Here is a 23,845-nt window from a genome sequence, read left to right as displayed (position 1 = left end):
CACGTCACTCCCCGTCGGAGCGCAGGTCGGCCGTGTTCCGGCTCAGCAGGCCGACGGGATCGGCACACGCGCGGGCGAGGGCACGGTCGACCGTCTCGGTCTCGATCATGCCGCTGCAGAACGACGCCGAGTACGAACGTCCGCCCTGGACCTGCGAGACGAGGATCGAGATGCCGTCCGGGCCGTCGGGTTCGAGAGAAGCCGTCATCTGACGGGGCCGACCGTCGTCGAGCCAGGGAAGATGGTCGTAGATCGAGAGGGTGCCCAGGTCGCTCACCGCGAGTCGCGGTCGGTCGGGCACCGTGACGACGTCCTCGCTCGGCGCCGGCGCCGGGGCTGTCCGGTGACCCTTGAGAGTTGCTCGGGCATCGGCCATTCCGAGCACGGCGATGGGCCAGCCGGAGTCGATGACCTGCTTCATGACACCGGCGACGTCACCCGGCGTCGGCAGCACGGGCAGGCGGACCGGGATACCGATCGCGAAGTTGCCGTGTTCCGCGCGGTGCTCCTCGTCGAGGTACCGGCGGCAGTTGAAGAGGATCATGACGTGCTCGTCGAGGGGGACACCCTCGGAGCGCAGAGCGGCGACGAGCAGAGCCACCGACACCGACGCGCCGGTGGCGCCCGGCGCGTTCGCCTTCGACCACGATCGCAGTTCCGCCACCTGCTCGGGACGCATGTAGGCCGCGCGCGTGGTCTTCGACGATTCCCAGTGCTCGATACGGCGCGTCGGCGCCCCGTCGGCCGTCGCGTCACGCCGCTTGTGGACGGCGCGCAGGCGCCGGAAGTCCTGCAGGGCACGAGGGTTGGATCTGTAGTGCCGCCGCAGAGCACTCCACGTGGCGTTTCTCGGCAGCGACGGCGCCATGCTGCGTGCGATCGCGAAGCCGGGGTCGCTCGCGGCGGCGCCGACCAGCAGTACACCGAGCTGACCGTCGCCCACGCCGTGGGAGTAGTGGACCACGGCGTAGTCACCGCACAGCACGATCTCCACGGGGGCGCGTACACCGTCGCGGGTGCGCACCCGGTCCATCAGCTCACCGAGGTCGTCGGTGGCCAGATCCGGCCTGCTGGTGACGGCAGTGCCGGCGCCGATGTCGGTGCGGTACGCCCAGTTCCGACTGTCCGAGCGGGGATCGAGCCGGATGCGGGAGGTGGGAGACGCGTTCTCCGCCGCGGCGAGCATCGCCCGCGCAGCGTCGACGTCGAGACCCGCCGTCGGCCCGACGACGGCGAGGGTCTGCGCGGACGCGAAGGTGCGGTCGAGTTCGGTCGACGGGTACTCAGACTGCGGCATCGATCACCTCCTGCATCCGTGAGCGGAAGTTGGCTCGCGAGAAGCCTTCCGCCCAGACGCGGATCTGCGCTCGATCGAACTGGGCCGGGTCGAACGACGTCATGGCGTCGGCGAAACCGGTGACGATCTCGTCGTCGGTACCGGGCTGCACGTGCAATCCGGTGGTGCCGTGGATGACCGAGTCGACGGCACCACCCTCACCGAGCGCGATGACCGGGGTACCGGTGGCCATCGACTCGACGGGAACGATGCCGAAGTCCTCGATGCCGGGCATCAGCAGTGCACGCGTGGAGCGGTGGAGCTCGAGCAGCTTCTCGTGCGAGACGCGGCCGAGGAACACCGTCTTCGGTCCGGCGAGGGCGCGGCACTGCTCCATCGCGCGGCCGTCGCCGGCGACGATGAGCGGTACGTCCGCCAGGGCTGCCGCACGGATCGCGATGTCGGGACGCTTGTACGGCACCAGGCGACCGGCGAGCAGGAAGAAGTCCTCACGCTCCACCGTCGGATCGGGAGTGAAGCCCTCGGTGTCGACGGGTGGGTGCACCACCACGGCGTCGTCTCGTCCCCACCAGCGCGAGATGCGGTCCGCGACGGCGGTCGAGTTGGCGACGACGGTGGTCAGACGCGGCGCGGCTCCTGTCTCGCAGCGCCGTGCGACGGCCGACAGTGCCGTGAGGATCGCGGCACCTGCGCGGCCGCCGCCCTCACCCGCCCGCAGTTCCGGATCCCACGCCCAACGCGCCGGGCTGTGCACGTAGGCGATGACGGGAGCGTCGGTCGCGTGCACGGCCTGCGTCGCGAAGGCGTGGTGGCTCACGACGACGGCCTCGGCGTCGCGCAACGGCAGACGACGGAACGCCGTCGGCATCAGCGGCAGGACCGGGGCGTAGGACCGCTGACCGATGCCGTTGTAGATCGAGTTGAGCCACGTGGTGTTCGGCGGAGTGGTCAGCCCGGCGGGAGTTCCCTCGGGACGGGCGATGGGTGCGTACACGCGCGCGCCCGGCCACTGCAGAGCGAGCTGTTCGACGACGTGCTCGGATCCGGCGATCTCGGTGAAGCGCTCGTGGACGATCGCGATCTTGTCAGTGTCTGGCATTGTGTCCGACCTGTTCCTCGGGGCGCTGGGAGGCCGTGCGTCCACCCGGGGCGGGATCGGACCGGCGCTTGCGGCCGGACGGTTGCACGACGAGGTGAGTGTGGATGCCGAACGTCCGCAGCTGCTTCAGCACTCCCTCGGCAGCTCGGCGGTCGCGTCCACCGGACGACAGTAGTACCACCGCGGTCTCGACGTCGTGCACGTCGACGAAGGTCCACCACTCGCTCGTGAGGTCGGCCCCGACGAGTGCGTCCGGGTGGCGGGGCTGCCCGCCCGTGGAGAGGGAGGTGGGAGCCGGATACACGGCGTCGTCACCGACGAGTACCAGCACGTTCTGCTCGATGCGACCGTGAGCGGCGTGGCGAGCGCCGGCCGACCGGGTGCCGTTGCCGTTGCTGCCGTTCCCGTTGGACGACGACGCGCCCCGGTCCGACGCGGCCACCGTCGCGGCGACGATGGGCGGCAGGCCCGTGGTCACCTTCGGATCGAAGTCGGCCTGGTACTTGCGAGCGACGCGGCGGGCCCACGCGGGCCGCGGACGACGCCCGAGTCGACTGCGCAGCAACACGATCAGCTCGGCGGCGACGATGAACGCCACCAGGCCCGCGACGGAGGCCTCCGAGGCCGGCATCGGTGAGACGGGGGCGGTGCTCTGCTCGGGCACGGCGAGCACCACCAGCTGGTTCCCGCCGCCCGTGCTCTGGAGCTGTGTCAGCTGGTCGCGGAGGTCGGCGAGCGACTGGTCCGATGCGGAGCGGGCGGGGTCGCCCGGGATGAGCTGGGAGTTGCGGGCTTCCTCGGCCGCGATCGAGGCTTGAACCTGCTCGAGCTGCCCCTGTGCGTTGCGGGCGGCGTTGGCCGACGACGCCTGCGACACCGTGGTCACCGTGGTGCGGGCGACCTCGAGGGCGAGCTCGGGGGAGTCCGCGGTGACGGTGAAGGTGAGCAGCGCCGGCGACGTTCCCGGGGCGAGCTCGAGGTGGGAGGCGAGCTCACCGGCGTCCCAGCCTGTGTCGACCTGCGACAGCACCTGATCGAGCACGTCGTTGTCCGCGGCCAGCCCGATGAACGGGGCGCGCAGCTGCTCGATGAACGCGTCGCCGGGGATCACCTCGCCGGTCGCCCGGATCTCCGTCACGACGGATGCCGCGTACTGCTTCTCGGTGCCGTACTCGCGGAGGGCGAAGACGCCGGCGCCGACGATCAGCGCGATGATCAGAGCGGGAAGGAACGCGCGTCCCAGTTCCCGCATGTGCCCGGCGAGATCTATCGGCGGAGGTACGTCTCCGCGGTGCACGGGGTCGTCTACGGGCGCCAACCGAATCTCCTCGAGTTGCTGGTGCGCGTGCGGTCATGCCCGGTCGACGGCATGTCCCATTCGATACTACGCAGGGACGGAGACCATTCCTGCGTAGGTGAATTGCCGTGTGTCACCGTTCGGGAGATCGGTTCGCGGGCCGTCGTGAAACCGACGCGGTACCCATTCTGGGCGCGTGAGGAATGGATGATGGCTCTTTCTGTCGTGGCATTCATGCGGTCAATTCCGTCAACAATCGGGGGAGGGTGACCGAGATGTCGTGACGCGTCGCGACGGTGTCCCGCGCGCGTGCTCCCATGTCCGCGCGCGCCGCGTCGTCGCCGAGCACCCTTCGCAGAGCGTCGGCCAGTGCCGCCGCGTCACCCGGCGGGACCAGCACGCCCTCCCCGCGAGCGAGGAACTCGGTGGGACCGCCGTGATCGGTGGCCACCACCGGCACCCCGTGGGACATGGCCTCGAGGACGGACAGGGGCCCCGCCTCGGGGAGAACGCTGGCCGACACCACGACGTCCCACCGGCGCAGCGCGCTGTCGGGATCGACGTGCCCGAGGAAGCGGACACGTCCCGCGAGATCGGGACGTGCTGCCCGCGTGTGCAGTTCGTCGACGTACGCCTGATCGCCGGAGAAGCTGCCGCCCGCCAGTTCGACCACCACGTCGTCGAGCGTCGCGACCGCGTCGAGCAGGACGAGGTGCCCCTTCCACGGAGTGAGGAGCGCGAGCATGCCCACGACGGGCGGCGAGTGCGTGGGGGCGGCGAAGTCCTCCACGGGCCACGGCACGCCGTAGGGCACGATCTCCACCTCGATGCCGAGGTCGCGTACCGGTGCCGCCGCGGCGGACGTGCACGCGACCGCGCGGCGGACGGCGCCTCGACTCGCCGACGCCACGGCGCGCTGGCGTCCCGCCGCGATCGCATCGTGCACCAGCCAGGCAACACCGTGCGGTGGCCGGGCGAGTCGCGCTGCGGGCAGGGCGAACAGCGAGTTGACGACGGTGTGGGTCGCCGGCCGTCGCGTCACCGCACGCAGCGTCCGTGCCGCCGACACCCACCGCGCCGCCATCCTCGCCGCGGCGCCGATGCGGGCGACTCCCTGCTCTCCGCCCAGGCCCAGCTCGGGGATCGCGACGTGCACCGCGGCGTCGGGCAGCGCCTCGGACAGTGCCCCGACGGGACAGACGACGGTGACGCCGCCCGGCCCCCGCAGTGCCTCGGACACCAGCGACAGCAGCATCTTCTCGGCACCCGAGATGTTCGCGGTGTGCGCGACGAACACGGTGGTGCGGTCCGGAGTCACGAGGCGACCTCCGGGGCAGGAGAGTTGCTGCGCGAGTCACGCTTGGTCAGGAGGAACCCGCACGCGGCGACCAGGAGCGCCGCGACGACCGAGATCAGGAACCACAGGGACGGTGCCGCGTCGACGAGCAGTGTCGCCCCGACCGTCACCGCGGCCGTGACGGCGGCGAGCACGAGGATCGGCGACACGGCGAGCAGCCCCGACATGGGCATGCTGCGCTCGATCACGACCCACAGCATGATCACCGTGACACCGAACGTGACGACGGTGGCGATGGCGGATCCGTTGTAGGACAACCTCGGGATGAGCGCGACGTTGAGGCCGATGTTGAGAGCGAGGCCGAACAGCGCGACGAGCGGGTAGTGCCGCTGCATGCCCGCGGAGGCGAGCAGGAAGATGCCGAGCAGGATGAGCGACATGATCGCGGCACCGAGGACGAGGAGCCGTGCCGCGTCGGAACCGGGAGCGAAGCGCTCGCCGTAGAGCAGGCGGATGAGCGGCTCGGCAGAGGGCCAGAAGCCGGCGACGGCGACGGCGCCGAAGGTCGCGAAGTACAGTCCCGCGGAACGGGATCGGGCGCGGAACGTGGCCGTCTCGCTCGGCCAGGCCGCCACGAGGAGGGTGCTCACCGGCGCCACGGCGGCCAGCGCGATGGTGTCCATCATGTCGGAGAACTTGTAGCCGATGGAGTACAGACCGACCGCGTCGAAGGTGTCGAGAAGGCTCAGCATCAGGACGTCGATCTTCAGCATCGCGATGGTCAGCGCGAAGCCGATCGCGAGGGGAATCGCCTCGCGGAGGTAGGCACCCCACCGGTGGACGTCGATGTGACGAGACGGGCGCAAGCCCACCGACCGCCGCCGCACCGCGAGACCCTTGCCGACCGCGCGGAACGCCTCGTTGAGCACGGCCGGCAGCACGAAGATCAGCAGCACCGGCGCGAAGACGGCGGCGAGGATCGTGAGCACCAACTGCAGGCCCTGGCCCAGGCTCTCGATGACCGCGACCAGCAACAGTCGATGGCGAGCCTGGAACAACACGGAGAGTGCGTGGGACGGCGTCGCGAACACCACGACGAGGCCGCCCAGAGCGGTCGCCGCGATGACCTCACCCGGGTACTGCAGCACCACGACGTAGCCGACGGCGAGCACGTACCCCACGAGTCCGAGCACGGTGCGCAGTGCGAGGAACGACGAGGCGGTGCGGCCGATCTCCTCGGCGTCGTCGTCCATCAGTCGGGCCAGGACGACGCGGCCGACGCCGAGGTCGGTGACGACGGACATGAGTCCGAGCAGCGCGAAGACGAAGCTGAACTGACCCCACCCCTCGGGGCTCAGCGAGCGGGCCACGATGACGCTGCCCACCCAGCCGAGTCCCGCCACGATCACGCGGGAGATCAGCACCGCCGCGGTCGCCCGCGCCGCCGCCTTCGGATCGGCGGCGAGCGCGCGATAGTCGGGTGCCGTGGTCTCAGGTGCCGTGGTTTCAGGTTCGGGGGTGACGGCACCCTCGACGGTGATGTCGTCGTCCATCAGAGCAGGCCTGCGTCCCGATAGGCGTCCGCGGTGCGCTCGGCGGTCCGGGCCCACGTCAGGTCGGCCATCGCGTGCAGGGCCTCGGTCACCAGGTCCGCGCGCGCCGTCTCGTCGAACATCAACGGGCTCAGTGCCTCCGCCCAGTCGTCGACCCGCTCGTTGTCGAGCAGCACGGCGCCCTTGCCGACCACCTCGGGCAGGGCGCCCACCGCGCTCGCGACCACGGCGCCGCCGCACGCCATCGCTTCGACCGGGGGCAGCCCGAAGCCCTCGTAACGCGACGCGTACGCGGTGACGGTCGCCGCCGCGTACAGCGCGGGCAGGTCCTCCACGTCGACGTAGCCGAGCCCGTTCGCGTAGCGGGGTGCGTCCGGGCCCGTGGACCCCGCGCCCGCCAGGAAGAAGGGCACGCCCAGCTTCTCGGCGGCGTCGGCGACCAACTGCACGTTCTTGCGCGGCTCCACGGTGCCCACCTGCATGACGAAGCGTTCGGGTAGACCGTACTTCGCGCGCACCGTCTCCACCGCGCCGTCCTCCGGGGGCACGGCCCAGGCTGCCGGGGCGAGTTCGACGACCGCGGCGTCGCGGCCGCTGACGGCCTTGATGCGGTCGGCGGTGAACTGCGAGACGGCGATGAGCAGGTCGGCCTTGCGCAGCGACCGTCGCACGAGGCGCTGTTCGCCGGCGGCGCGGAAGCGACTCGACGCGGACGGCATGTCGATGACCGAGATGTCGTGCACCGTGGCGACGGTGGCGCCCCGGCCGACGAGGGGGAGATCGACGTCGAGCCCGTGGACCACGTCGTGCGATCCGACCGGGAGCGCACCGAGCACCGCGCGGACGGCACCGCCGGACACCGGCCGGGGGAGCGCGTCGACGCCCGTCGGCAGCTCGCCGATCGCGTCCTTCTGGACGACGGCGGCGAGGTCCGTTCCGGGGAGACGGCCGGGCAGCTCCCTCAGGAGCTCACGGATGTACGTCTGGACGCCGCTGCCGCCGGGACGGAGGGCGAGGGCCCCGAAAACGATTCGTGTTGTGCTGCTGCGCATCCCACAACTCCTAACAAGAGCCAGAAATAGACGTCGATAGGGAAGATCTCGAAATAGGTGGCCACCAGCGACGCGAACATCGCCGCGACGATGGAGGCGCCGACACCGAGTGTCAGCGCGCCGTCCTGACCGGGGAGGGTGCGGGAGAGTCGCGTGCACCAGATCAGGGCGGTCACCAGGAGCGCGAGGACGGCCCACAGTCCGATCGGGCCGAGTTCGAGAGCCGTCTTCACGTAGTAGTTGTCGGGCTGGTAGTTGGTGGACAGCCCGAGCGACCCGGTGATGTTCTCACCCTGCGCCGACGAGATCCGGTCCGCTGCCGCACCACTCGACCCGAGCCCCTCGCCGAGCCAGTGGGTGCGCACCTTCTCGATGACCTCGTTCCATCGACCGCCACGTTCGTTCAGGCTGCTCGACGAGAAGAAGACCGACGTGATCTTGGGGACGAACGGCAGGATCGCGCCGACGAGCGCCGCCATGATCACGAGCAGACCGCCGAGTGCGCGGAACCGGATGATGGTCATGTAGATCAGCCCGACTGCAAGTCCGAGCAGCGCCGCTCGCACGATGGCACTCGACATGGCGACCACCATGAACGGGCTCGCGCACAGGAACAGAAGGTTGCGCCGGCGCATGGGGTTCGCGAGCGCCACGGCTCCGCCGACGAGCAGCGACAGCATCACGTAGAGCCCGAACGGGAAGGGCAGGTTGAACGTGCTGAACGTGCGGAGCAGCCCGCCCGACGTCCGGACCTGGGTGCCGTACTCGTACCCGATCGCCACGAGCGCCGCCGGCCCCGCGAGCAACTGGGCGATGCCGACCAGAGACGTGAACGCGCCCATGCCCATGAGGATGCTGACGAGGTGGTCCCGGTCGCGGGCGTCGAACGGCGCGAGCCACAGGATCGCCACCAGCAGCAGGTAGAAGAACGTCACCTTGATGCCGACGAAACCGATGACCCCGAACGACAGCAGTGCCGACGCGGTCCCGAACACCACGAACAGGGCTGCGGCCGGCCACCAGGGCATCAGCAGCGTCGGACGACGCGGGCCCAGCGCTCGACTGCGCCGGATCCAGGCGCTGCCGAGCGTGAAGATCACCAGGCCCTCCTTCCAGCCGGCGACGAAGCCGGGCAGCGGAAGGATGGCGAGGAGACCGTTCAGCGGGACGAACGCGGCCAGCAGCAGCACCCCGAGCTGCGGTCGGTGAAAGACCGCGCGTGCCACCAGGAACGCGACGACCAGCACGACGACCGCGGCGAGACCCTCGAGGACGATCAGCATGACGGGACCGCCGACACGGTCAGTCTTCCGCCTTCTTCAGGACCGCGGCGATGGTGAGGAACAGGATCTTGATGTCGAGGGACAGCGACCAGTTCTCGATGTAGTAGTTGTCCCACTCGGCGCGGTCGGCGATGGACGTCTGTCCGCGCAGTCCGTGCACCTGCGCCCACCCGGTGACACCGGCCTTCACCCGGTGGCGCTCACCGTAGCGGCGGATCTGCATCTCGAACAGATCCACGTACGCGGGGCGCTCCGGTCGGGGACCCACGAGGCTCATGTCGCCGCGAACGACGTTGAGGAGCTGGGGCAGCTCGTCCAGCGACGTCTGGCGCATGATCTTGCCGATACGGGTCCGGCGATCCACGCCCTCGACGCCGCCCGGAGCGGCGCCCTCGACGCGAGTGAACTCGGCGTCCGAGGCACGCGGCGGACGCATGGACCGGAACTTCAGGCAGCCGAACGGTTTTCCGTCACGGCCGATGCGCTCCTGGGAGAAGAAGATGGGTCCGGGGGAGCTCGTCTTGACCAGCAGCGCGAGCACCAGGAAGACGGGAGACAGGACCAGCACGCCGAGTCCGGCCAGGGTGCGGTCCATGACGCCCTTGACGACGAACTGCCAGCCCTTGGGGTCGGTGTGCGGCAGCACCATCAGGGGCAACCCGCCGAGATGCTCGACGCGGGTCCGCACGCCGACGGTGTCGAACAAGCGCGGTACCAACCACACTCGCATGCCGTTCGAGTGGGCGGTGCGGATGGCCTTGACCAGACTCTCGGTCGGAACGTCCGAGAACCCGATGACGAGCTCCTCGGCGCCGGTCTGCTCGATGGCCTGCGCGAGCTGCGACGGTGTGCCCATGTAGGGGACGGTCAGTGCCTCGGGAGTGTCGGGCTGCGGATCGACCGCGGGTGCCTTGTCGAGCACGCCCACGGGGTCGAGGCCGTACTCGGGGAACTGGTGCATGCGCGACGCCAGCTGGTGGGCGATCGGACCGCCGCCGATGATGAGCGTCGGAGCCGCCGACTTGTGGTTCACCCGCAGGTACCGCTGGATCGCGGTGCGCAGGAATCGCGCCACCGCCACCAGGATCGCCGCGGCGATCCACACCCGGACCATGAAGAGGCCGGGCCGGTACTCCGTGCCGATGACCAGCAAGATCGTCAGCACCAGCAGAGTGGCGAGCGCGACGGACGTCTCGACGGGACCGATCTCGTCGAGGAAGTTCCGGCGGAGTCCGCGTCGGTAGAGCGAGCGGGACGCCAGGATGAGCAGAACCAGCGGCACGAACAACCACGGCACCCAGCCGTAGTCGATGCCGCCCGTTCCCGGCCAGAACCTCGCCACGGCAACAGCCACGATCGCTGCCGTCGCGTCTGCCGCGATGGTGACCATCGTGTGTGCGGGATCGACGCGAAGACGGTCCGCTATTCCACGTTCATTGGACACCCTCGTGGCAGGGGCGTTGCGTAGCAACGTATCTCGCGATTCCAGTGTTTCGGACACAGGATTCACTCCGTACGGACCTAGTGGTTGACCGACCGAGGTCAACACTAGACCATTCTTTGGAGTTGTCTTCTCAGAATGGTCACGGCGCCATTACGGAAAAGCGACCGATGGACAGACTAACGAGGCGAAAATGTAGATCACGCCCGGAATGGTTCGCTCACTCGAAAATTCGCTCGCGAACCATCCACGCGATGTCCTTCAGTACCTGTACGTGCCCCGTCGTCCACTGACGTGGCTCGGCGTCCCAGACGCACAGCGTGCCCACCGCGTGACCGCCGTCGTCCACCAACGGGATGCCGAGGTAGGAGATGAAGGTCTTGTCCAGCACGCCGGGGTGGTTCATGAACTTCTCGTCGAGGCGGGCGTCCTCCACCAGCAGTGGTTCACCCAGGGCCACCGTGTGGCGGCACATTCCGGCCTCGAGGGGAATCTCCCGAGGTCGTTCCTCCTCCGGCCCGAAACCGACAGCGCTCTTGATGAACTGTCGGTCCTTGTCGATCAAGGAGATCGAGGCGCCCGGCGTGGACAACGCGTCCGCGGCCATGGCCACGATGCGGTCGTAGGCCGGTTCGGACGGGGTGTCGAGCAGCCCGGTGGCCTCGACGGCGCGCACGCGATCGGGATCGGTGACGATCGCGGGCATGTCGGATGCCGCCGGAGGTGTGGACGCGGGCGTGTCGGGCACCGGATCCGCCGTCGACTCGAGGCGCTTGAGCAGATGGCCGAGATCGGTGTCGTCCGCCTCGGCAAGTTCTTTCACCAGGCGTGTCATGACGGCGCGCCGAACATAGGCGGGCACCGTCTCGCCCACCCTCACGGCCTGCTGTTCCAGAACCTCGTTGAGGCGGGCGTCGAAGCCGTCGTTTCCCGTCGTCATTTCGCCGATACTAATGCAGGCTTGTACGGGATCGAGCGATGTGGAGAATCATCGCAGCCGGAGCCTCGCCGGTGTCCGTTTTCGCTGGTACGCCCCGCGCGGCCGCCGCTGTTAGCCTGGGCCGGTGCTCACCGATCGGTCTGTTTCGCGTTCGAGGCCGACTCGGCGCGGAGCCGGTGCCGGGTTTCTCCGGCGATGCAGCGTGTCTGGTGCCGCTGTCCTTCTCGTTCTCGTCGGTGTGCCGGCACCGGCATCCGGCGCTCCGTCGGGCGAGGTACCGCGGTGCGTCGCGGAGTCCGACGGCGTCCGGGTGGGCGGATCACCCGGCGGCTCCTTCGGATTCCTGTCGGACGAGGACCTCGGACGCGAACTCGACATCGCGAAGAATGCGGGCATGTTCTCGGTCCGCATCGACATCGACTGGTCGGTGGTGGAGCCGCAGCCCGGTCGGCGCGACTGGTCGTCGACGGACAGAGTGGTCGACGCCATCGTCGCTCGGGGTATGTGCCCGTACGCCATCGTGACCTACGCACCTGCCTGGGCGCGTGTGGCGACGGCTCGGGATCAGCCCTACGCCCGGCCGGCGAGTCCGGACGCGTTCGCGGCCTTCGCGGCACTCGCCGCGGAGCGGTACCGCGACCGAATCGTGTTGTGGGAGGTGTGGAACGAGCCGAACATCACCACCTACTTCACGCCGCTGCCCGACCCGACGGTGTACGCGCTGATGCTGCGCGCGACGTACCGCGCCATCAAGAAGGCGCAACCGGAGGCGCTGGTGCTCGCCGGCGGTATGGCGCCCGCGGTGAACAACGGCACCAACATCTCGCCGACCGCTTTCCTCTCGTCGCTGTACACCCTCGGAGCGAATCGTTATTTCGATGCCTTCAACGTCCACCCGTACACGTGGCCGTTCCTTCCGAACGATCTGTCGACGGCGCCGTGGAACACGGCGATGGCGATGTGGTCGATGCAGGATGTCATGAGCGCCGAGGGTGACGGCGACAAGCAGATCTGGATCACCGAGATGGGCGCCCCCACGGGAACGAACGCGAATGCCATGAGCGAGGAGGGGCAGGCCGAGTCCATCGGCATCATGCTCAATGCCCTTCTCGGCAATTCCTGGCTCGGGCCCGCGTACGTCTACAGCATGCGTGACTCGGGCAGCGACGAGTCCGACACGGAGCAGAATTTCGGAATGGTGCGCCGCGATTTCTCGCCCAAGCCTGCGCTCGCCGAGATCACGGAATTCACGGCGGAACATTCCGGCTGACGGTGCCAGGCCGGCGCAGTGTCGAACCTGAGGTCGCCCTCGGCTCACCGTCTCGGATTCGATCAGTCGTCCGGCGGCGGTGCGAGGTGCCGTTCGGGGAAGTTCAGGTGGTTCGGGATGCCGTGCCGACCCTCGTCGATGACGGCAGGCGGATGCCACAGCACTGTGCCCGGGTACGGATGACTCGGGGGAGCGGTGCTGGTGGCCCACTGGCCGGCACGTTCGCCGACGAGCGGATGGTGGACGTCGCACGCCAGCGCGAGATCGTCGATGTCGGTGAGGCCGCCCGCCGCCCAGTCGTCGACATGGTGGGCCTCGCACCGTGACGCGGGCGCCGAGCATCCCGGCCCGGTGCAGCCGCGGTCGCGGGCGAACAGTGCGAGCCGCTGGTCGGTGCTCGCGCACCGGCGGGCTCGGGCGAAGTGCAGCGTGCTGCCGGTGGCCCCGTCGAAGACGCGGAGGTAGTGGAGCGCCTCGGCCGCCATGCGCACCACGTCCGCCACGGGCATTGTGGATCCGGTGGCGGTGAGCCCGAGACCCGCTGCGGCGGTGAGCTGGTCGAGTGACACCGACACGACCACGGACAGGGGCAGACCACGATGCTGTCCTTGTCGACCCGAGGCCAGCACGTCCTTCAGGAGGTAGGTCAGTGCATCGTGATTGCGCTGGCCGGGGGTGCGGTGGTCCCACTCGGCCTCTCGGTCGCCCGGCTCCTCCGCCGCGGCCGGCTGTCCTGCGTCGCCGGACGGGACAGCGTCGGTGGGGGTCGTGTCATCGTTCGGGGGCGGGGCGTCGAGATCGACTGAACCGTCGGGAGCGTTCGTTCCGGGTGCCGCGAACTTGGCGAGGAACGCGTCGAGGAGGGCGCGCAGCACCGGGTCGACGCAGAAGCGGCCGGTCGACATCGAATCGGGACCCTGGGGGTCGATCTCGAAGAAGCGCTTCCTGGCGCGGTCGCGATCGTCGGGCTCCGCTCCGTCGGGATCGAGGTATTCGGTGAGGCGCGTCGCGATGGCCGTGAGCTCCTCCGGTCCGACCGTGCGCGCAAGGTCGGCGAGAGTCTGCTCGGCGGCGTCGCGCGTCTCGGCATCGACGGCGTGAGGGAGCTTCTTCAGGAACGAGCGGATGATCGAGACGTGTGCGTCGGCCAGCGCGCCGTCCCGCGCTGCCGCGGCCGTGTGGGTCAACGGCGGATCGAGCGTCTCACCCGTCATGGTCGTTCCGGTGCCGAGATCGCGTGCCACGGCAAGGCGGGATGCCGCGGCAGCCGTGGTGATGCGCAGCATGTGCGCCAGTGCGTGCGGAACACCGCTCGCGCCGATCGCACCGAGCACCGAGTCGAACCCCGAGCCGGCCACCAGGCCGTTGAGCCAGGTGTGTGACGCGCCGGTGAGCAGGCGCCGGGTGTTCTCGGCCCCGCATACCAGCGCCAGTCGGTCCTCGCTGGTGAGCGTCGACGCGTCGAGCATGGCGATGCCCTCGACCGCGGAGCCGAGCTGGGCGAGTAGCGCGCACACGCGGGGATCGTCGACAGGTGCGGCCACAGCAGGCAGCGCGCCGACACGTCGGCCCATCTGCACCTGCCAGGCCGACCCTGGATCCCCCGATTCCATGACTTCAGACTACATGGATTAGAACATATGTTCGATAGTAGATGTCACCGAATACGGACAGAGAACTGCCCACCGTTCACAGGTGGACGGTGGGCAGTCGTCGATGTGCGTCGGTGTCAGCGCGAACGGTAGCTGTGCGACATCTGGCGTCCCCGGAAGTCCAGGTCGCGTCCGCCGGACAACAGTGCGACCGCGAGTGCTGCCGCGCCGACGAGTGTCAGTGTGATCATCATGTGTTTCCTCCGATCGTGCTGAGGTCGGTTCCCCTGACCGGCCCCGGCGGGAGCGTGTCCCGCCGTGCTCGATGATTGCCCGCTGCGAGGTGGTTTCCACCGGAATGAGGGGCACCCCACGTGGTGCCGATCGGGGCGACGGCGGTCACATCTGAGTGTGACGCGAGGTCACGGCTACTCGCGTAGGCCGTCCGCCAGCTCGAAGACCCGGCCCACGTAGCGGGAGACGAAGACGTCGAGCGCGTGGTCGGACAACTCCAGGCACCCCACCCGTCGGAACCAGTGTTCGAGGTCCACCAGCTTGTCGCCGAGGGCCACTCGGTGGTCGTCGAGCGCCCGGAGCTCGTCCGCGACCGCGCGCAGCTCGAGCACCTTGTCGTTCACCGAACTCTGCGTCGCACCCACCTCGTCCATGACTGGAGAGCGTAGCCGTGATCGAACGTATGTTCTAGTCCGGAATTTGGTGCCGGAGCGGTACGGTGACGCCGTGCCGAACCGCTCCCGCCGCCTGCTGCGCGCCTTGGTGACCCTGACCGCCACGACGTCCGTCGCGCTGACCCTCACGGGTGTGGCGCAGGCGCAGGACCGTGATCCGGGCACTCTCGTCGGATCGACGGCGTCACCGGCCCCGATTCCGGGAAGTGTCGACGCCCGGCGCATCACCTACTGGTCGGTGGGCTCGCAGAACGAGCCGGCCCTGAGTACCGGTGGCGTCTATCTGCCGCCCGGCGAGGCGCCCCAAGGTGGCTGGCCTGTCATCGCGTGGGCCCACGGCACGTCCGGGCTCGGCGACGACTGCGCTCCGTCGGTCGTCGGCCCCACGTTGCCGGACCGCGACTTCCCGTACCTCCAGACGTGGCTGAACCGCGGCTACGCGATCGTCGCCACGGACTACGTGGGTCTCGGTACCCCCGGAGTGATGCCGTACCTGGACGGCAAGGTGCAGGCGCACAGCGTCGTCGACAGTGTCGCTGCTGCAAGGGAACTGGAGCCGACGCTGTCGAATCGATGGGTCGCGATCGGCCAGTCCCAGGGCGGCGGCGCCGCGGTGACGACCGCGCGGTACGCCACCGAGTACGGCGGCGACGGCCTGGACTACCTCGGCGCCGTCGGGACCGGCGTGCCCGCCAACATCGAACTTGTTCTGCTTCCGCTCGGGCCCGGAGTCCCGCCCGTCGCGATTCCGGACGGTCTGACGTCGTACGTCTTCTACATCCTGGCGGGGTTGCGTGCCGCCCATCCGGAGATCGATCTGAACTCCTACCTGACTCCGCTCGGCCGGCAGTGGGTGGACACCGCCGAGACGCAGTGCGCGAACCCGTTCCACGATGCGGTGTCCGGGTTGCGACTGGGCGACATGTTCTCGCGGCCATTGGCGCAGATCCCGAACGTGTACGGACTGCTGAACGACTACATGGGTGTGCCCACCTCCGGGTACGACCGTCCCGTCTTCATCGGCCAGGGTCTGCGGGACGTCGATGTGCCGGCACCGTCCGCCCTGTCGCTCGCGGCGGCCATGACGGCCAACGGCGAACCGCTGACCTTCCGGACCTACCCGGGCGACCACAGTCAGACGTTCCGTGACTCGCAGCCCGATGCGATCGCGTTCGTCGACCGGCTGTTCGGGCGCTGACACCGGCCGCCCCTGTGTCCTCTCAGCAGCGTCTCAGTCGTCGGGGCGACACTGTTCCCATGCGTGTACTGGTGACCGACGACGATCGTGCCGTCCGAGAATCGCTGCGACGGTCGCTGACGTTCAACGGGTACACCGTGGACCTGGCCACCGACGGTCTCGACGCCCTCGAGAAGGTCGCGGCCGAGCGACCGGACGCGCTGGTCCTCGACGTCATGATGCCCCGGCTCGACGGGCTCGAGGTGTGCCGTCGCCTGCGCAGCACCGGAGACGACCTGCCGATCCTGGTCCTGACGGCTCGTGACTCCGTGTCCGAGCGGGTGGCGGGTCTCGATGCCGGGGCGGACGACTACCTGCCGAAACCGTTCGCGCTCGAGGAGCTGCTGGCACGGCTGCGCGCACTGTTGCGACGCACCGGTGGGGAACTGGGTCCGGACAGCGAGGCCATGACGTTCGCCGATCTGTCACTCGACCCCGTCACGCGCGAGGTGCGACGGGGCGAACGGCCCATCAGCCTGACCCGCACCGAGTTCTCGTTGCTCGAGATGCTGCTCGCCAACCCCCGACGGGTGCTCAGCCGGAGCCGCATCCTCGAGGAGGTGTGGGGCTACGACTTCCCGACGTCGGGCAACGCCCTCGAGGTGTACGTCGGGTATCTGCGGCGCAAGACCGAGGCCGACGGCGAGACTCGTCTCATCCACACCGTCCGCGGTGTGGGTTACGTGCTGCGGGAAACGCCTCCGTGATGGTTGCTCCCTTCGGCCGCCGGCGGGGCGAGGCCGGGACCGACAAGGGGCGCGCGGCACAGGACGGACTCATGCGTCCTCCGATGCCCCTCACCCGCTCGGTGTCCCTGCGGTGGCGTGTCACGCTGCTCGCGGCGTCCGTGGTGGCCATCGCGGTCGCCGTCATGGCGATCGCCGCGTACGCGGTGGTGTCCCGCGCGCTGTACGGCGACGTCGACAATCAGCTGCGTACCCGGGCGAGTGCGCTGATCGAGACCAACCTCGTCGCCTTCGATCCCCGGTACGTCGCGGGCGCCACGCTCTACAGCACCGATGTCAGTGTCGCGCTGATCTTTCCGGACCTGACGAAGTACATCCCGCCGGGTTCGATCGTGCCCATCGGTGACCCCGAGATGGACGTCGCGCTGGGACAGTCGACCTCGTCGCTGCGCACCACCTCGGGAGCTCGCGTTCTCGCGGAGCGCACGCAGACCGGAAGCACGCTGGTGATCGCACAGCGGCTCGCGCCCACCGGCCAGGTCCTGGATCGACTGGCCTGGGTGCTGTTCGTCGTGGGCGGCTGTGGCGTCGTCCTCGCGGCGGTGGCCGGCACGGCGGTGGGACGCACCGGTCTGCGACCCATCGGACGGCTGACGGCGGCGGCCGAGCGTGTCGCCCGAACCGACGACCTGAGGCCCATTCCGGTGACGGGTAACGACGAACTCGCCCGCCTCACCGACAGTTTCAACACGATGCTGCGGGCGCTCGCCGAGTCGCGGGCGCGGCAGAGTCGACTCGTGGCGGACGCGGGTCACGAACTGCGGACCCCGCTGACGTCGTTGCGCACCAACATGGAACTGCTGATCGCGTCGAGTCGGCCGGGTGCGCCGCGCATCCCGGAGCAGGACATGGCGGAGCTGCGTCTCGACGTGGTGGCGCAGATCGAGGAACTGTCCACGCTCGTCGGCGATCTGGTCGACCTGGCACGTGAGGACGCCCCGGAGAACGTCTTCGAACGTGTCGACATGGCGGATGTCGTCGAACGCAGCCTGGAGCGAGTTCGCAGGCGTCGCAACGAGATCGACTTCGACTCGATGACCACACCGTGGATCCTGTACGGCGACCAGGCAGGTCTGTCCCGCGCCGTCCTCAACGTGCTCGACAACGCGGCCAAGTGGAGTCCGTCGGGCGCCACCGTGCACGTGGCGATGATCGCCCGGCCCGACGGCCTGCTCGAACTCACCGTGTCCGACGCGGGTCCGGGTATTGCGCCCGAGGAACGAGAGCTGGTGTTCGAACGCTTCTACCGGTCCACCGCGTCGCGGTCGATGCCCGGATCGGGACTGGGTCTGGCGATCGTGCGCCAGGTGGTGCTCAAGCACGGCGGAACCATCGCGGTCGAGGACTCGGTCACCGGCGGCACCCTGATTCGAATCGTTCTCCCGGGGGAATCCGCCGGTCCGCAGGATCTGCTGGGAACAGGATCGCAGGACCCACAGGCCACTGACACGATGATCTCAGCGCCCTCTCAGTCCGGCGGAGCATCGTCGATCAGGACGACGTGAGGTGACCGGTGCGAGCCGGTCATGGAGATGGAGCGAAACGCATGAACGAGGACCGCACCACTGGTGACACCGGCCGCGACGGCCGGGACGGCGCATCGGAGCCCACCGCGCAGCAGCCCGCGTACGGGGGACAGACACAGCCCCAGTACACCGGGTGGGACGGTCGACAGTCGGGTCAACACCAGGCCGGTCAACACCAGGCCGGTCAGCACCAGCAGCCCCACAACCCGTATCAGCAGCCTCATCAGCAGGGACAGAACCCCTACCAGCAGAACCCGTACCAGCAGCCGCAGTACTACGGCGGGACGGCGCCGGCGACCACGTCGCGGAAGCCGGGGCGTGCAGCCCTCGTCGCAGGCGCCATCGCCCTGGCCCTGGTGAGCGGTGGAGTCGGCGGCGCGGTCGGCGCCATCGCCGCGGACGGCGGCAACGGTGGCGTGACCAACGCCCTCAATCAGCCCGTCACGCAGGCGAACCCGGCCGCCAACGCCCCCGACGGTTCGGTGCAGGCCGTGGCCGGCAAGGTGCTCCCCAGCGTTGTCCAGATCCAGGTGGCGGGCCGCACCGCCGAGGGCGAGGGGTCCGGCGTGATCCTCTCCTCCGACGGCCTCATCCTGACGAACAACCACGTCGTGTCCGGCGCGGGTGCGAACGCCCAGCTGACCGTCTCCTTCAACGACGGATCCACGTCGTCGGCGACGGTGGTCGGTGCGGACGCGTCCTCGGACATCGCGGTGATCAAGGCGCAGGGTCGCAGCAACCTGACGCCCATCGAGCTCGGCACCTCGGACGGTCTGCAGGTGGGTCAGGGTGTCGTGGCCGTCGGATCGCCGCTCGGCCTCGCCGGCACGGTGACCTCCGGCATCATCTCGTCGCTCAACCGCCCGGTCGCGACCAGTGGCGAGTCGACGGACCAGACCACGGTGATCGACGCGATCCAGACCGACGCGGCCATTAACCCGGGTAACTCGGGCGGCGCGCTCGTGGACATGAACGGCAAGCTGGTCGGCGTCAACAGCGCCATCGCGACGTTGGGAGCGGGCGCCAGCTCGTCCGAGTCGCAGAGCGGGTCCATCGGCCTCGGCTTCGCCATCCCCGTCGACCAGGCCCGCCGCATCGCCGACGAGCTGGTGCAGACCGGCAAGGCGACGCAGGCGATCATCGGCATCAGCGTCCCGAGCCGCGACGACGCCAACGGAGCCACGGTCATGGCCGTCACCGACGGCGGGCCGGCCGCGCAGGCGGGCATTCCGACCGGTGCAGTGGTCACCAAGGTCGACGACCGCGTCATCGCCAGCGGCGACGCACTCATCGCGGCGGTCCGCTCCCACGCCCCGGGCGACCAGGTCTCGGTGACCTACACACAGGGTGGCAACGAGCAGACCGTGCAGGTCACGCTCGGGACGGCCCCGAGCGGAGGCAACTGATGAAGCGACCCCGGATCGTCCGTGACCGTGGACACCTCACGCCCATCGTCGGGCACATCGAGTCTCCGTCGGGCCCGGGCATTACGGTGAGCGACATGACTATGGATGCAGCCGTGGCCGGACGTGCGCTCGTCGTGATCGTCGACGACCGCACGGCTCACGGAGATGCCGACTCGACCGGACCTCTGGTCAACGAACTGCTGACCGAGGCGGGCTTCCTCGTCGACGGTGTCGTCGTGGTCAGCAACGACGAGGTGGACGTGCGCAACGCACTGAACACCGCGGTCATCGGCGGCGTCGACCTGGTGGTCTCCGTCGGCGGCACCGGCACGTCGCCTCGCGACGTCACCCCGGACGCGACGGCCGAGGTGCTCGACCGTGAACTCCTCGGCATCAGTGAGGCGCTCCGCTCCTCCGGACTGGCGGCGGGGTCGCTCGACGCAGGCCTGTCCCGCGGGCTCGCCGGAGTGTCCGGCAGCACGCTGGTGGTCAACCTGGCCGGGAGCCGCGCAGCCGTCCGCGACGGAATGGCGACGCTGACGCCCCTCGCCGCCCATGTCATCGGTGAGTTGTCCAGCCTTGACGGCTGACGACCCCCAGAAGAACGACCCTCGAGCCGGCGACGCATCACCCGTCGATCCGGACTCCGAGGACACTGCGAGCCGGGCCCGTGCACGACGGGCCCGGCTCGCTCGTGTGTTCGGCGATGTTCTTCCCGAGTCGACTCGAGACGACGGAACGTCGGGCGAACCACATCGAGGTGATTCGTCCACGGGCTCGGAGGAGTGGTTGAGGAGCCAGAGGCCTCCGCATTACGACTAGTTTTGTGTGATCCACATCACTGGGAGTTACCACAGTGCGAACCCGGTGTTGCCTGTCTGTTAACCGCGAATTCGCCTGAATCCGGACGACCTCCATGCGAGTTACCGCAGGGTAGATGTGACTGGTGTGACTGGCAACCCCCGTCGAGCAGTGGTTCCGCTCGGGGTCGAGTTGAATAACGCCCACGTCACGGGCACCCGGGTACCCGATTAGCACAGTCCGACGACGTTTCGTGCCATTGGAGCTGCGGCGCGTCGTGCGGCCAAAACGCTTGTGACGCACGTTCACACGCACGAAACGTGGACGGCGGTTTTCGGACGCAACGCCGCGAACGTAGGGATTGTCACGGTCCGAATCACCCTCTAAGGTTTCGCTCAGGTTCAACGGTGGATGCTGAATCGATACGAGGACGCGTCCAACTTGTGTTCCTGCACTGCCCGACGCGTAAGCCATGAGCTTGCAGTCGCCGCCTGATACGGTTCGCTCGCAAGCGAACCGCTCGGGAGGACGTCAGAGCCCGACAGCGCACCCGAGGCGAACACGCCGCGGGACGAACATGATGAGGAAGTACATGACCGTAATTCGTAAGCCGCGGCGCAGCCGGGGGCTCAAGTCCATGAGTGTTGCAGCTGTGGCAGGCGCCTCGGTCGTCGGCCTGGTTCTCGGAACCGGCACTGCAAACGCGGGCGTCGACGCAAGCAACACCGTTGTTGACGCTGATGGCAACGCCATCACGATCAACCTCGAGGACACCTTCGTGAACAGCGTGTTCCCGCTGGACGCGAACCCGCTGACCCGCGAGTGGTTCGGCAACGGCCGCGTCACCTGGTCGGTCGCAGGACCGTCTGCAGACGACTTCGAAGGCACGGTCAAGGTCGGCTACCAGGTCGGCTACCCGGGCAGCATCGGTGGCTCGCTCTCCATCGACTGGTCCACCCCCGACGTCGGCATCGATCTCGCAGGCACCTTGGGCGGCGAGCCCGGTGACCTGGGCGATGTGCCCGTCACCGCCGACATCCAGCTCCTCCCCGTCGCAACGGCGAACGTGACCATCGAGCCCGGACCCGGCATCACGCAGTCCGAGAGCGCGATCGCCACGCTGAACGAAGAGGCCGACATCACCGGCGGCGAGCAGGACGCAGCCGGTACCGACGGCTCCATCCAGCTGGCCAACGTCCACGGAACCGCCACCGGCATCCTGGGCAACGTCCGCGTCCGTCCGTACGCCTCGATCGTGTCCGCCACCGGCGACACGGCCGTCGCCTACGGCCCCGTGTGGACCTTCAACTGATCCTGGCCCAGCCAGTATCAGTTGCCTGCTGATCGGTAGTCCGCTGCCACAGCAGATCTGAACACAGACGAAGCCCCATCCGGGTCATCCGGGTGGGGCTTCGTCGTGTTCGTGAGGCGTGACAATGGCGTGCGACAACGGTCGGTGGCATGTCACGAGCATCCGAAGGTGCACCGCCCCACTGCGTTCCGACGTCCACGCATCCTGTTGAATGGTCGGCATGAACTCCGGTACCGCGACTCGTGTGATGACTGCAGCTTTCGCCCTCACGGCCCTGGTGGGCCTGTCCGCCTGCAGCAGCGGGGATTCCGGGACGTCCGACGACTCGTCCGAGAACGCCACCGCCTGCACCGATTTCGAGACCACGTACGACCAGTTCACCGCCCTCGTCAAGGCCGGCCCGGCCGATACGGACGTCCAGACCTGGACCGACGCGAAGACCGCCGAGATGCAGAAGTTCCAGCCGCTCGCGGACACCGCCACCGGTGATGTCGAGTCCTCGCTCAGCACCCTCATCGGCGCGCTGCCCGCCGATTCCCTCGAACTCACCGAGCCGGACAGCTCGTCCGGTCAGGCGTTCGTCGACAATTCGACGGCGGTGGTCGACGCCTGCTCCGCGGCCGGCACCGCGATCACCCTCGACGAGTTCCCGCTGGTCAAGTTCAACTGATCCCGCTCGTTCGAACAGACGACGAAGGGCTCGTCCTCACCGTGCGGTGAGGACGAGCCGTTCGTCGTGTCTGTGGGTGACTACGTGGCGGTGGTGCCCGGCGTCGTGTTGCCGGTGATGCCGTCCGAGGTGGTCTTGACGCCGTCGGAACTGCCCTCCGCCAAGAGGTCCCGGATCTGGATCAGGATGTCCTGATCGCTCAGAGCCTTCTCCTTCTTCGTCGCGAAGCGGTTCTTCGCGGTGTTCACCGGGAGGATGAGCACGAAGTAGACGACCGCCGCGATGATGACGAAGTTGATCACCGCGGTGATGACGGCCCCGATGTTCACGAATGTCGCGTCGTTGCCGGAGCGGATCAGGAAGCCCCAGCCCAGCTCGTTGCTTGCCCCGATGGACGAGATCAACGGGTTCACGATGTTGGTGGTGAATGCGGTGACGATGGCCGTGAAGGCCGCACCGATGACCACTGCGACCGCGAGGTCGACCACGTTCCCGCGCAGCAGGAAGTCCTTGAAGCCCTTCAACATGCGATCCGCCCCTTCTCTCGTCGATCATGGATTGAGCCACGACGAGAGTAACCGACCAGCGCGTCTCGATGGGCGCGGCGAAGCCCGGGACCCGGGACGGTCACCGCAGCAGGACCGTGAGTGCATCGGAGAGCGACGCAGCGGCGACGGCCGACGCGTCGTCCGCGCGCAGGGCGACCAGAACGAGCTGGTCGCGTCGAGACACGCCCGAGCTCGGGGCGGAGACCATCACCACGGTGGCGCTCTCGGCGATCACCCCGGACGGGGACGTGTCGTTCGGCGCCGACCGCACCACGTCGACAACGTCGCCGGCTCGAAGCAGTTGCGCCAGCTCGGGATCGGCGAGGCGGATCGGCACGATGCGGGCATCACCGGACGGCAGGGTGGCGGACGCCAGCCGAGGCCCCAGCAGTCGGACATCGGTGAGCGCCTCGCCGGATCGGACGGGTCCGGCGACAGTCCGTCCCACCGCGTCGTCCACCGACCGCAGCGTTCCGTCCGCGAGCAGGGACGAGTCGACGCGGGTCACCGTGACGTCGGCGGCCGTGAGTGAGGTGCCGGGAGCGACGTCGGTGGCGGTCACGACGACCGGGACCTCGGTCCGCGACGGATCGGTTCGATAGGCCGAGACGACAGCGAGCCCCACGAGAGCAGCGGCGAGGATGCGTCGAGCGGCAGGTGACCGCAGACGCGGCGGGAGAGGCGGGATGCGGTCGAACAGGCGCGCGCTCAGCGGGTGATCGACCGTGGGAGACATGACGCGACCGTAGAACGCGGGCGACGCAGGGCGCCGCCAGGTTTCACGGTGCC

General features: G+C 68.8%; 21 protein-coding genes. 8 read left to right on the top strand and 13 right to left on the bottom strand.

What is annotated here, in order from left to right; all coding sequences use genetic code 11:
• Positions 1-4 precede the first annotated feature (4 nt).
• From OG947_RS04915 to OG947_RS04875, 9 genes are all read right to left on the bottom strand, one after another.
• Positions 5-1,297, bottom strand: a complete 1,293-nt coding sequence (locus tag OG947_RS04915) for a hypothetical protein (protein WP_328813242.1) — start codon at positions 1,295-1,297, stop codon at positions 5-7.
• Positions 1,284-2,396, bottom strand: coding sequence for a glycosyltransferase (locus tag OG947_RS04910; RefSeq protein WP_027504128.1), 1,113 nt, complete (start codon positions 2,394-2,396; stop codon positions 1,284-1,286). Before OG947_RS04910 ends, OG947_RS04915 begins: the two co-directional genes overlap by 14 nt.
• Entirely contained in the window at positions 2,383-3,714 is a 1,332-nt protein-coding gene (locus tag OG947_RS04905; protein WP_197027710.1) for a hypothetical protein, read from the bottom strand. The genes OG947_RS04910 and OG947_RS04905 overlap by 14 nt, the downstream gene beginning before the upstream one ends.
• Positions 3,715-3,925: 211 nt before the next feature.
• Positions 3,926-5,011: a glycosyltransferase family 4 protein gene (locus tag OG947_RS04900; protein WP_328813241.1), complete on the bottom strand. Its 1,086-nt coding sequence runs from the start codon at positions 5,009-5,011 to the stop codon at positions 3,926-3,928.
• Positions 5,008-6,543 carry a flippase gene (locus OG947_RS04895; protein WP_328813240.1) on the bottom strand — a complete coding sequence of 512 codons (1,536 nt, stop codon included), beginning with the start codon at positions 6,541-6,543 and terminating at the stop codon, positions 5,008-5,010. The genes OG947_RS04900 and OG947_RS04895 overlap by 4 nt, the downstream gene beginning before the upstream one ends.
• A complete protein-coding gene (locus OG947_RS04890) occupies positions 6,543-7,595 on the bottom strand; it encodes a glycosyltransferase family 4 protein (RefSeq protein WP_056447022.1) in 1,053 nt (350 codons plus the stop codon). Before OG947_RS04890 ends, OG947_RS04895 begins: the two co-directional genes overlap by 1 nt.
• On the bottom strand, positions 7,505-8,878 hold the full coding sequence (locus OG947_RS04885; RefSeq protein WP_222650130.1) for an O-antigen ligase family protein: 1,374 nt from the start codon (positions 8,876-8,878) through the stop codon (positions 7,505-7,507). Before OG947_RS04885 ends, OG947_RS04890 begins: the two co-directional genes overlap by 91 nt.
• 19 nt (positions 8,879-8,897) lie before the next feature.
• The gene (locus tag OG947_RS04880; RefSeq protein WP_081821047.1) at positions 8,898-10,268 is read right to left on the bottom strand and encodes a sugar transferase; all 1,371 of its coding nucleotides are present in this window, start codon (positions 10,266-10,268) and stop codon (positions 8,898-8,900) included.
• A 271-nt stretch (positions 10,269-10,539) separates the two neighbouring features.
• Positions 10,540-11,259 (bottom strand): GAF domain-containing protein, encoded by a 720-nt coding sequence (locus OG947_RS04875; RefSeq protein WP_027504123.1) that lies wholly within the window; start codon positions 11,257-11,259, stop codon positions 10,540-10,542.
• Between the two features lie 202 nt (positions 11,260-11,461).
• On the opposite strand from OG947_RS04875, the gene OG947_RS04870 reads away from it, so the two are divergent.
• Positions 11,462-12,529, top strand: coding sequence for a cellulase family glycosylhydrolase (locus tag OG947_RS04870; protein ID WP_328813239.1), 1,068 nt, complete (start codon positions 11,462-11,464; stop codon positions 12,527-12,529).
• A 62-nt stretch (positions 12,530-12,591) separates the two neighbouring features.
• Here OG947_RS04870 and OG947_RS04865 read toward each other — a convergent pair whose 3' ends face one another.
• Both OG947_RS04865 and OG947_RS04860 read right to left on the bottom strand, forming a co-directional pair.
• The gene (locus OG947_RS04865) at positions 12,592-14,142 is read right to left on the bottom strand and encodes an HNH endonuclease signature motif containing protein (protein ID WP_328813238.1); all 1,551 of its coding nucleotides are present in this window, start codon (positions 14,140-14,142) and stop codon (positions 12,592-12,594) included.
• 407 nt (positions 14,143-14,549) lie between these two features.
• On the bottom strand, positions 14,550-14,789 hold the full coding sequence (locus tag OG947_RS04860) for a hypothetical protein (protein WP_027504121.1): 240 nt from the start codon (positions 14,787-14,789) through the stop codon (positions 14,550-14,552).
• A gap of 73 nt (positions 14,790-14,862) precedes the next feature.
• On the opposite strand from OG947_RS04860, the gene OG947_RS04855 reads away from it, so the two are divergent.
• From OG947_RS04855 to OG947_RS04820, 7 genes are all read left to right on the top strand, one after another.
• On the top strand, positions 14,863-16,008 hold the full coding sequence (locus OG947_RS04855; RefSeq protein WP_442973089.1) for a lipase family protein: 1,146 nt from the start codon (positions 14,863-14,865) through the stop codon (positions 16,006-16,008).
• Between the two features lie 59 nt (positions 16,009-16,067).
• Positions 16,068-16,754, top strand: a complete 687-nt coding sequence (locus OG947_RS04850) for a response regulator transcription factor (RefSeq protein ID WP_027504120.1) — start codon at positions 16,068-16,070, stop codon at positions 16,752-16,754.
• 71 nt (positions 16,755-16,825) lie between these two features.
• Entirely contained in the window at positions 16,826-18,298 is a 1,473-nt protein-coding gene (locus OG947_RS04845; RefSeq protein ID WP_442973118.1) for a HAMP domain-containing sensor histidine kinase, read from the top strand.
• A 41-nt stretch (positions 18,299-18,339) separates the two neighbouring features.
• Positions 18,340-19,725 (top strand): S1C family serine protease, encoded by a 1,386-nt coding sequence (locus OG947_RS04840; protein ID WP_307109163.1) that lies wholly within the window; start codon positions 18,340-18,342, stop codon positions 19,723-19,725.
• 95 nt (positions 19,726-19,820) lie between these two features.
• Positions 19,821-20,315: a MogA/MoaB family molybdenum cofactor biosynthesis protein gene (locus tag OG947_RS04835; protein WP_197027709.1), complete on the top strand. Its 495-nt coding sequence runs from the start codon at positions 19,821-19,823 to the stop codon at positions 20,313-20,315.
• An 848-nt stretch (positions 20,316-21,163) separates the two neighbouring features.
• On the top strand, positions 21,164-21,838 hold the full coding sequence (locus OG947_RS04825) for an MspA family porin (protein ID WP_328813236.1): 675 nt from the start codon (positions 21,164-21,166) through the stop codon (positions 21,836-21,838).
• A gap of 247 nt (positions 21,839-22,085) precedes the next feature.
• Positions 22,086-22,508, top strand: a complete 423-nt coding sequence (locus OG947_RS04820) for a hypothetical protein (RefSeq protein ID WP_056447534.1) — start codon at positions 22,086-22,088, stop codon at positions 22,506-22,508.
• An 80-nt stretch (positions 22,509-22,588) separates the two neighbouring features.
• Here the strand turns inward: OG947_RS04820 and mscL are convergent, their stop codons facing one another.
• Both mscL and OG947_RS04810 read right to left on the bottom strand, forming a co-directional pair.
• Positions 22,589-23,035, bottom strand: a complete 447-nt coding sequence (mscL, locus tag OG947_RS04815; protein ID WP_328813235.1) for a large-conductance mechanosensitive channel protein MscL — start codon at positions 23,033-23,035, stop codon at positions 22,589-22,591.
• Positions 23,036-23,135: 100 nt separating this feature from the next.
• Positions 23,136-23,792 carry an SAF domain-containing protein gene (locus OG947_RS04810; protein ID WP_328813234.1) on the bottom strand — a complete coding sequence of 219 codons (657 nt, stop codon included), beginning with the start codon at positions 23,790-23,792 and terminating at the stop codon, positions 23,136-23,138.
• Positions 23,793-23,845: the final 53 nt, after the last annotated feature.

The sequence above is a fragment of the Rhodococcus sp. NBC_00297 genome, assembly GCF_036173065.1.
In the GTDB taxonomy this organism is placed as follows: domain Bacteria; phylum Actinomycetota; class Actinomycetes; order Mycobacteriales; family Mycobacteriaceae; genus Rhodococcoides.
This window is presented reverse-complemented; position numbering and strand designations above follow the sequence as displayed.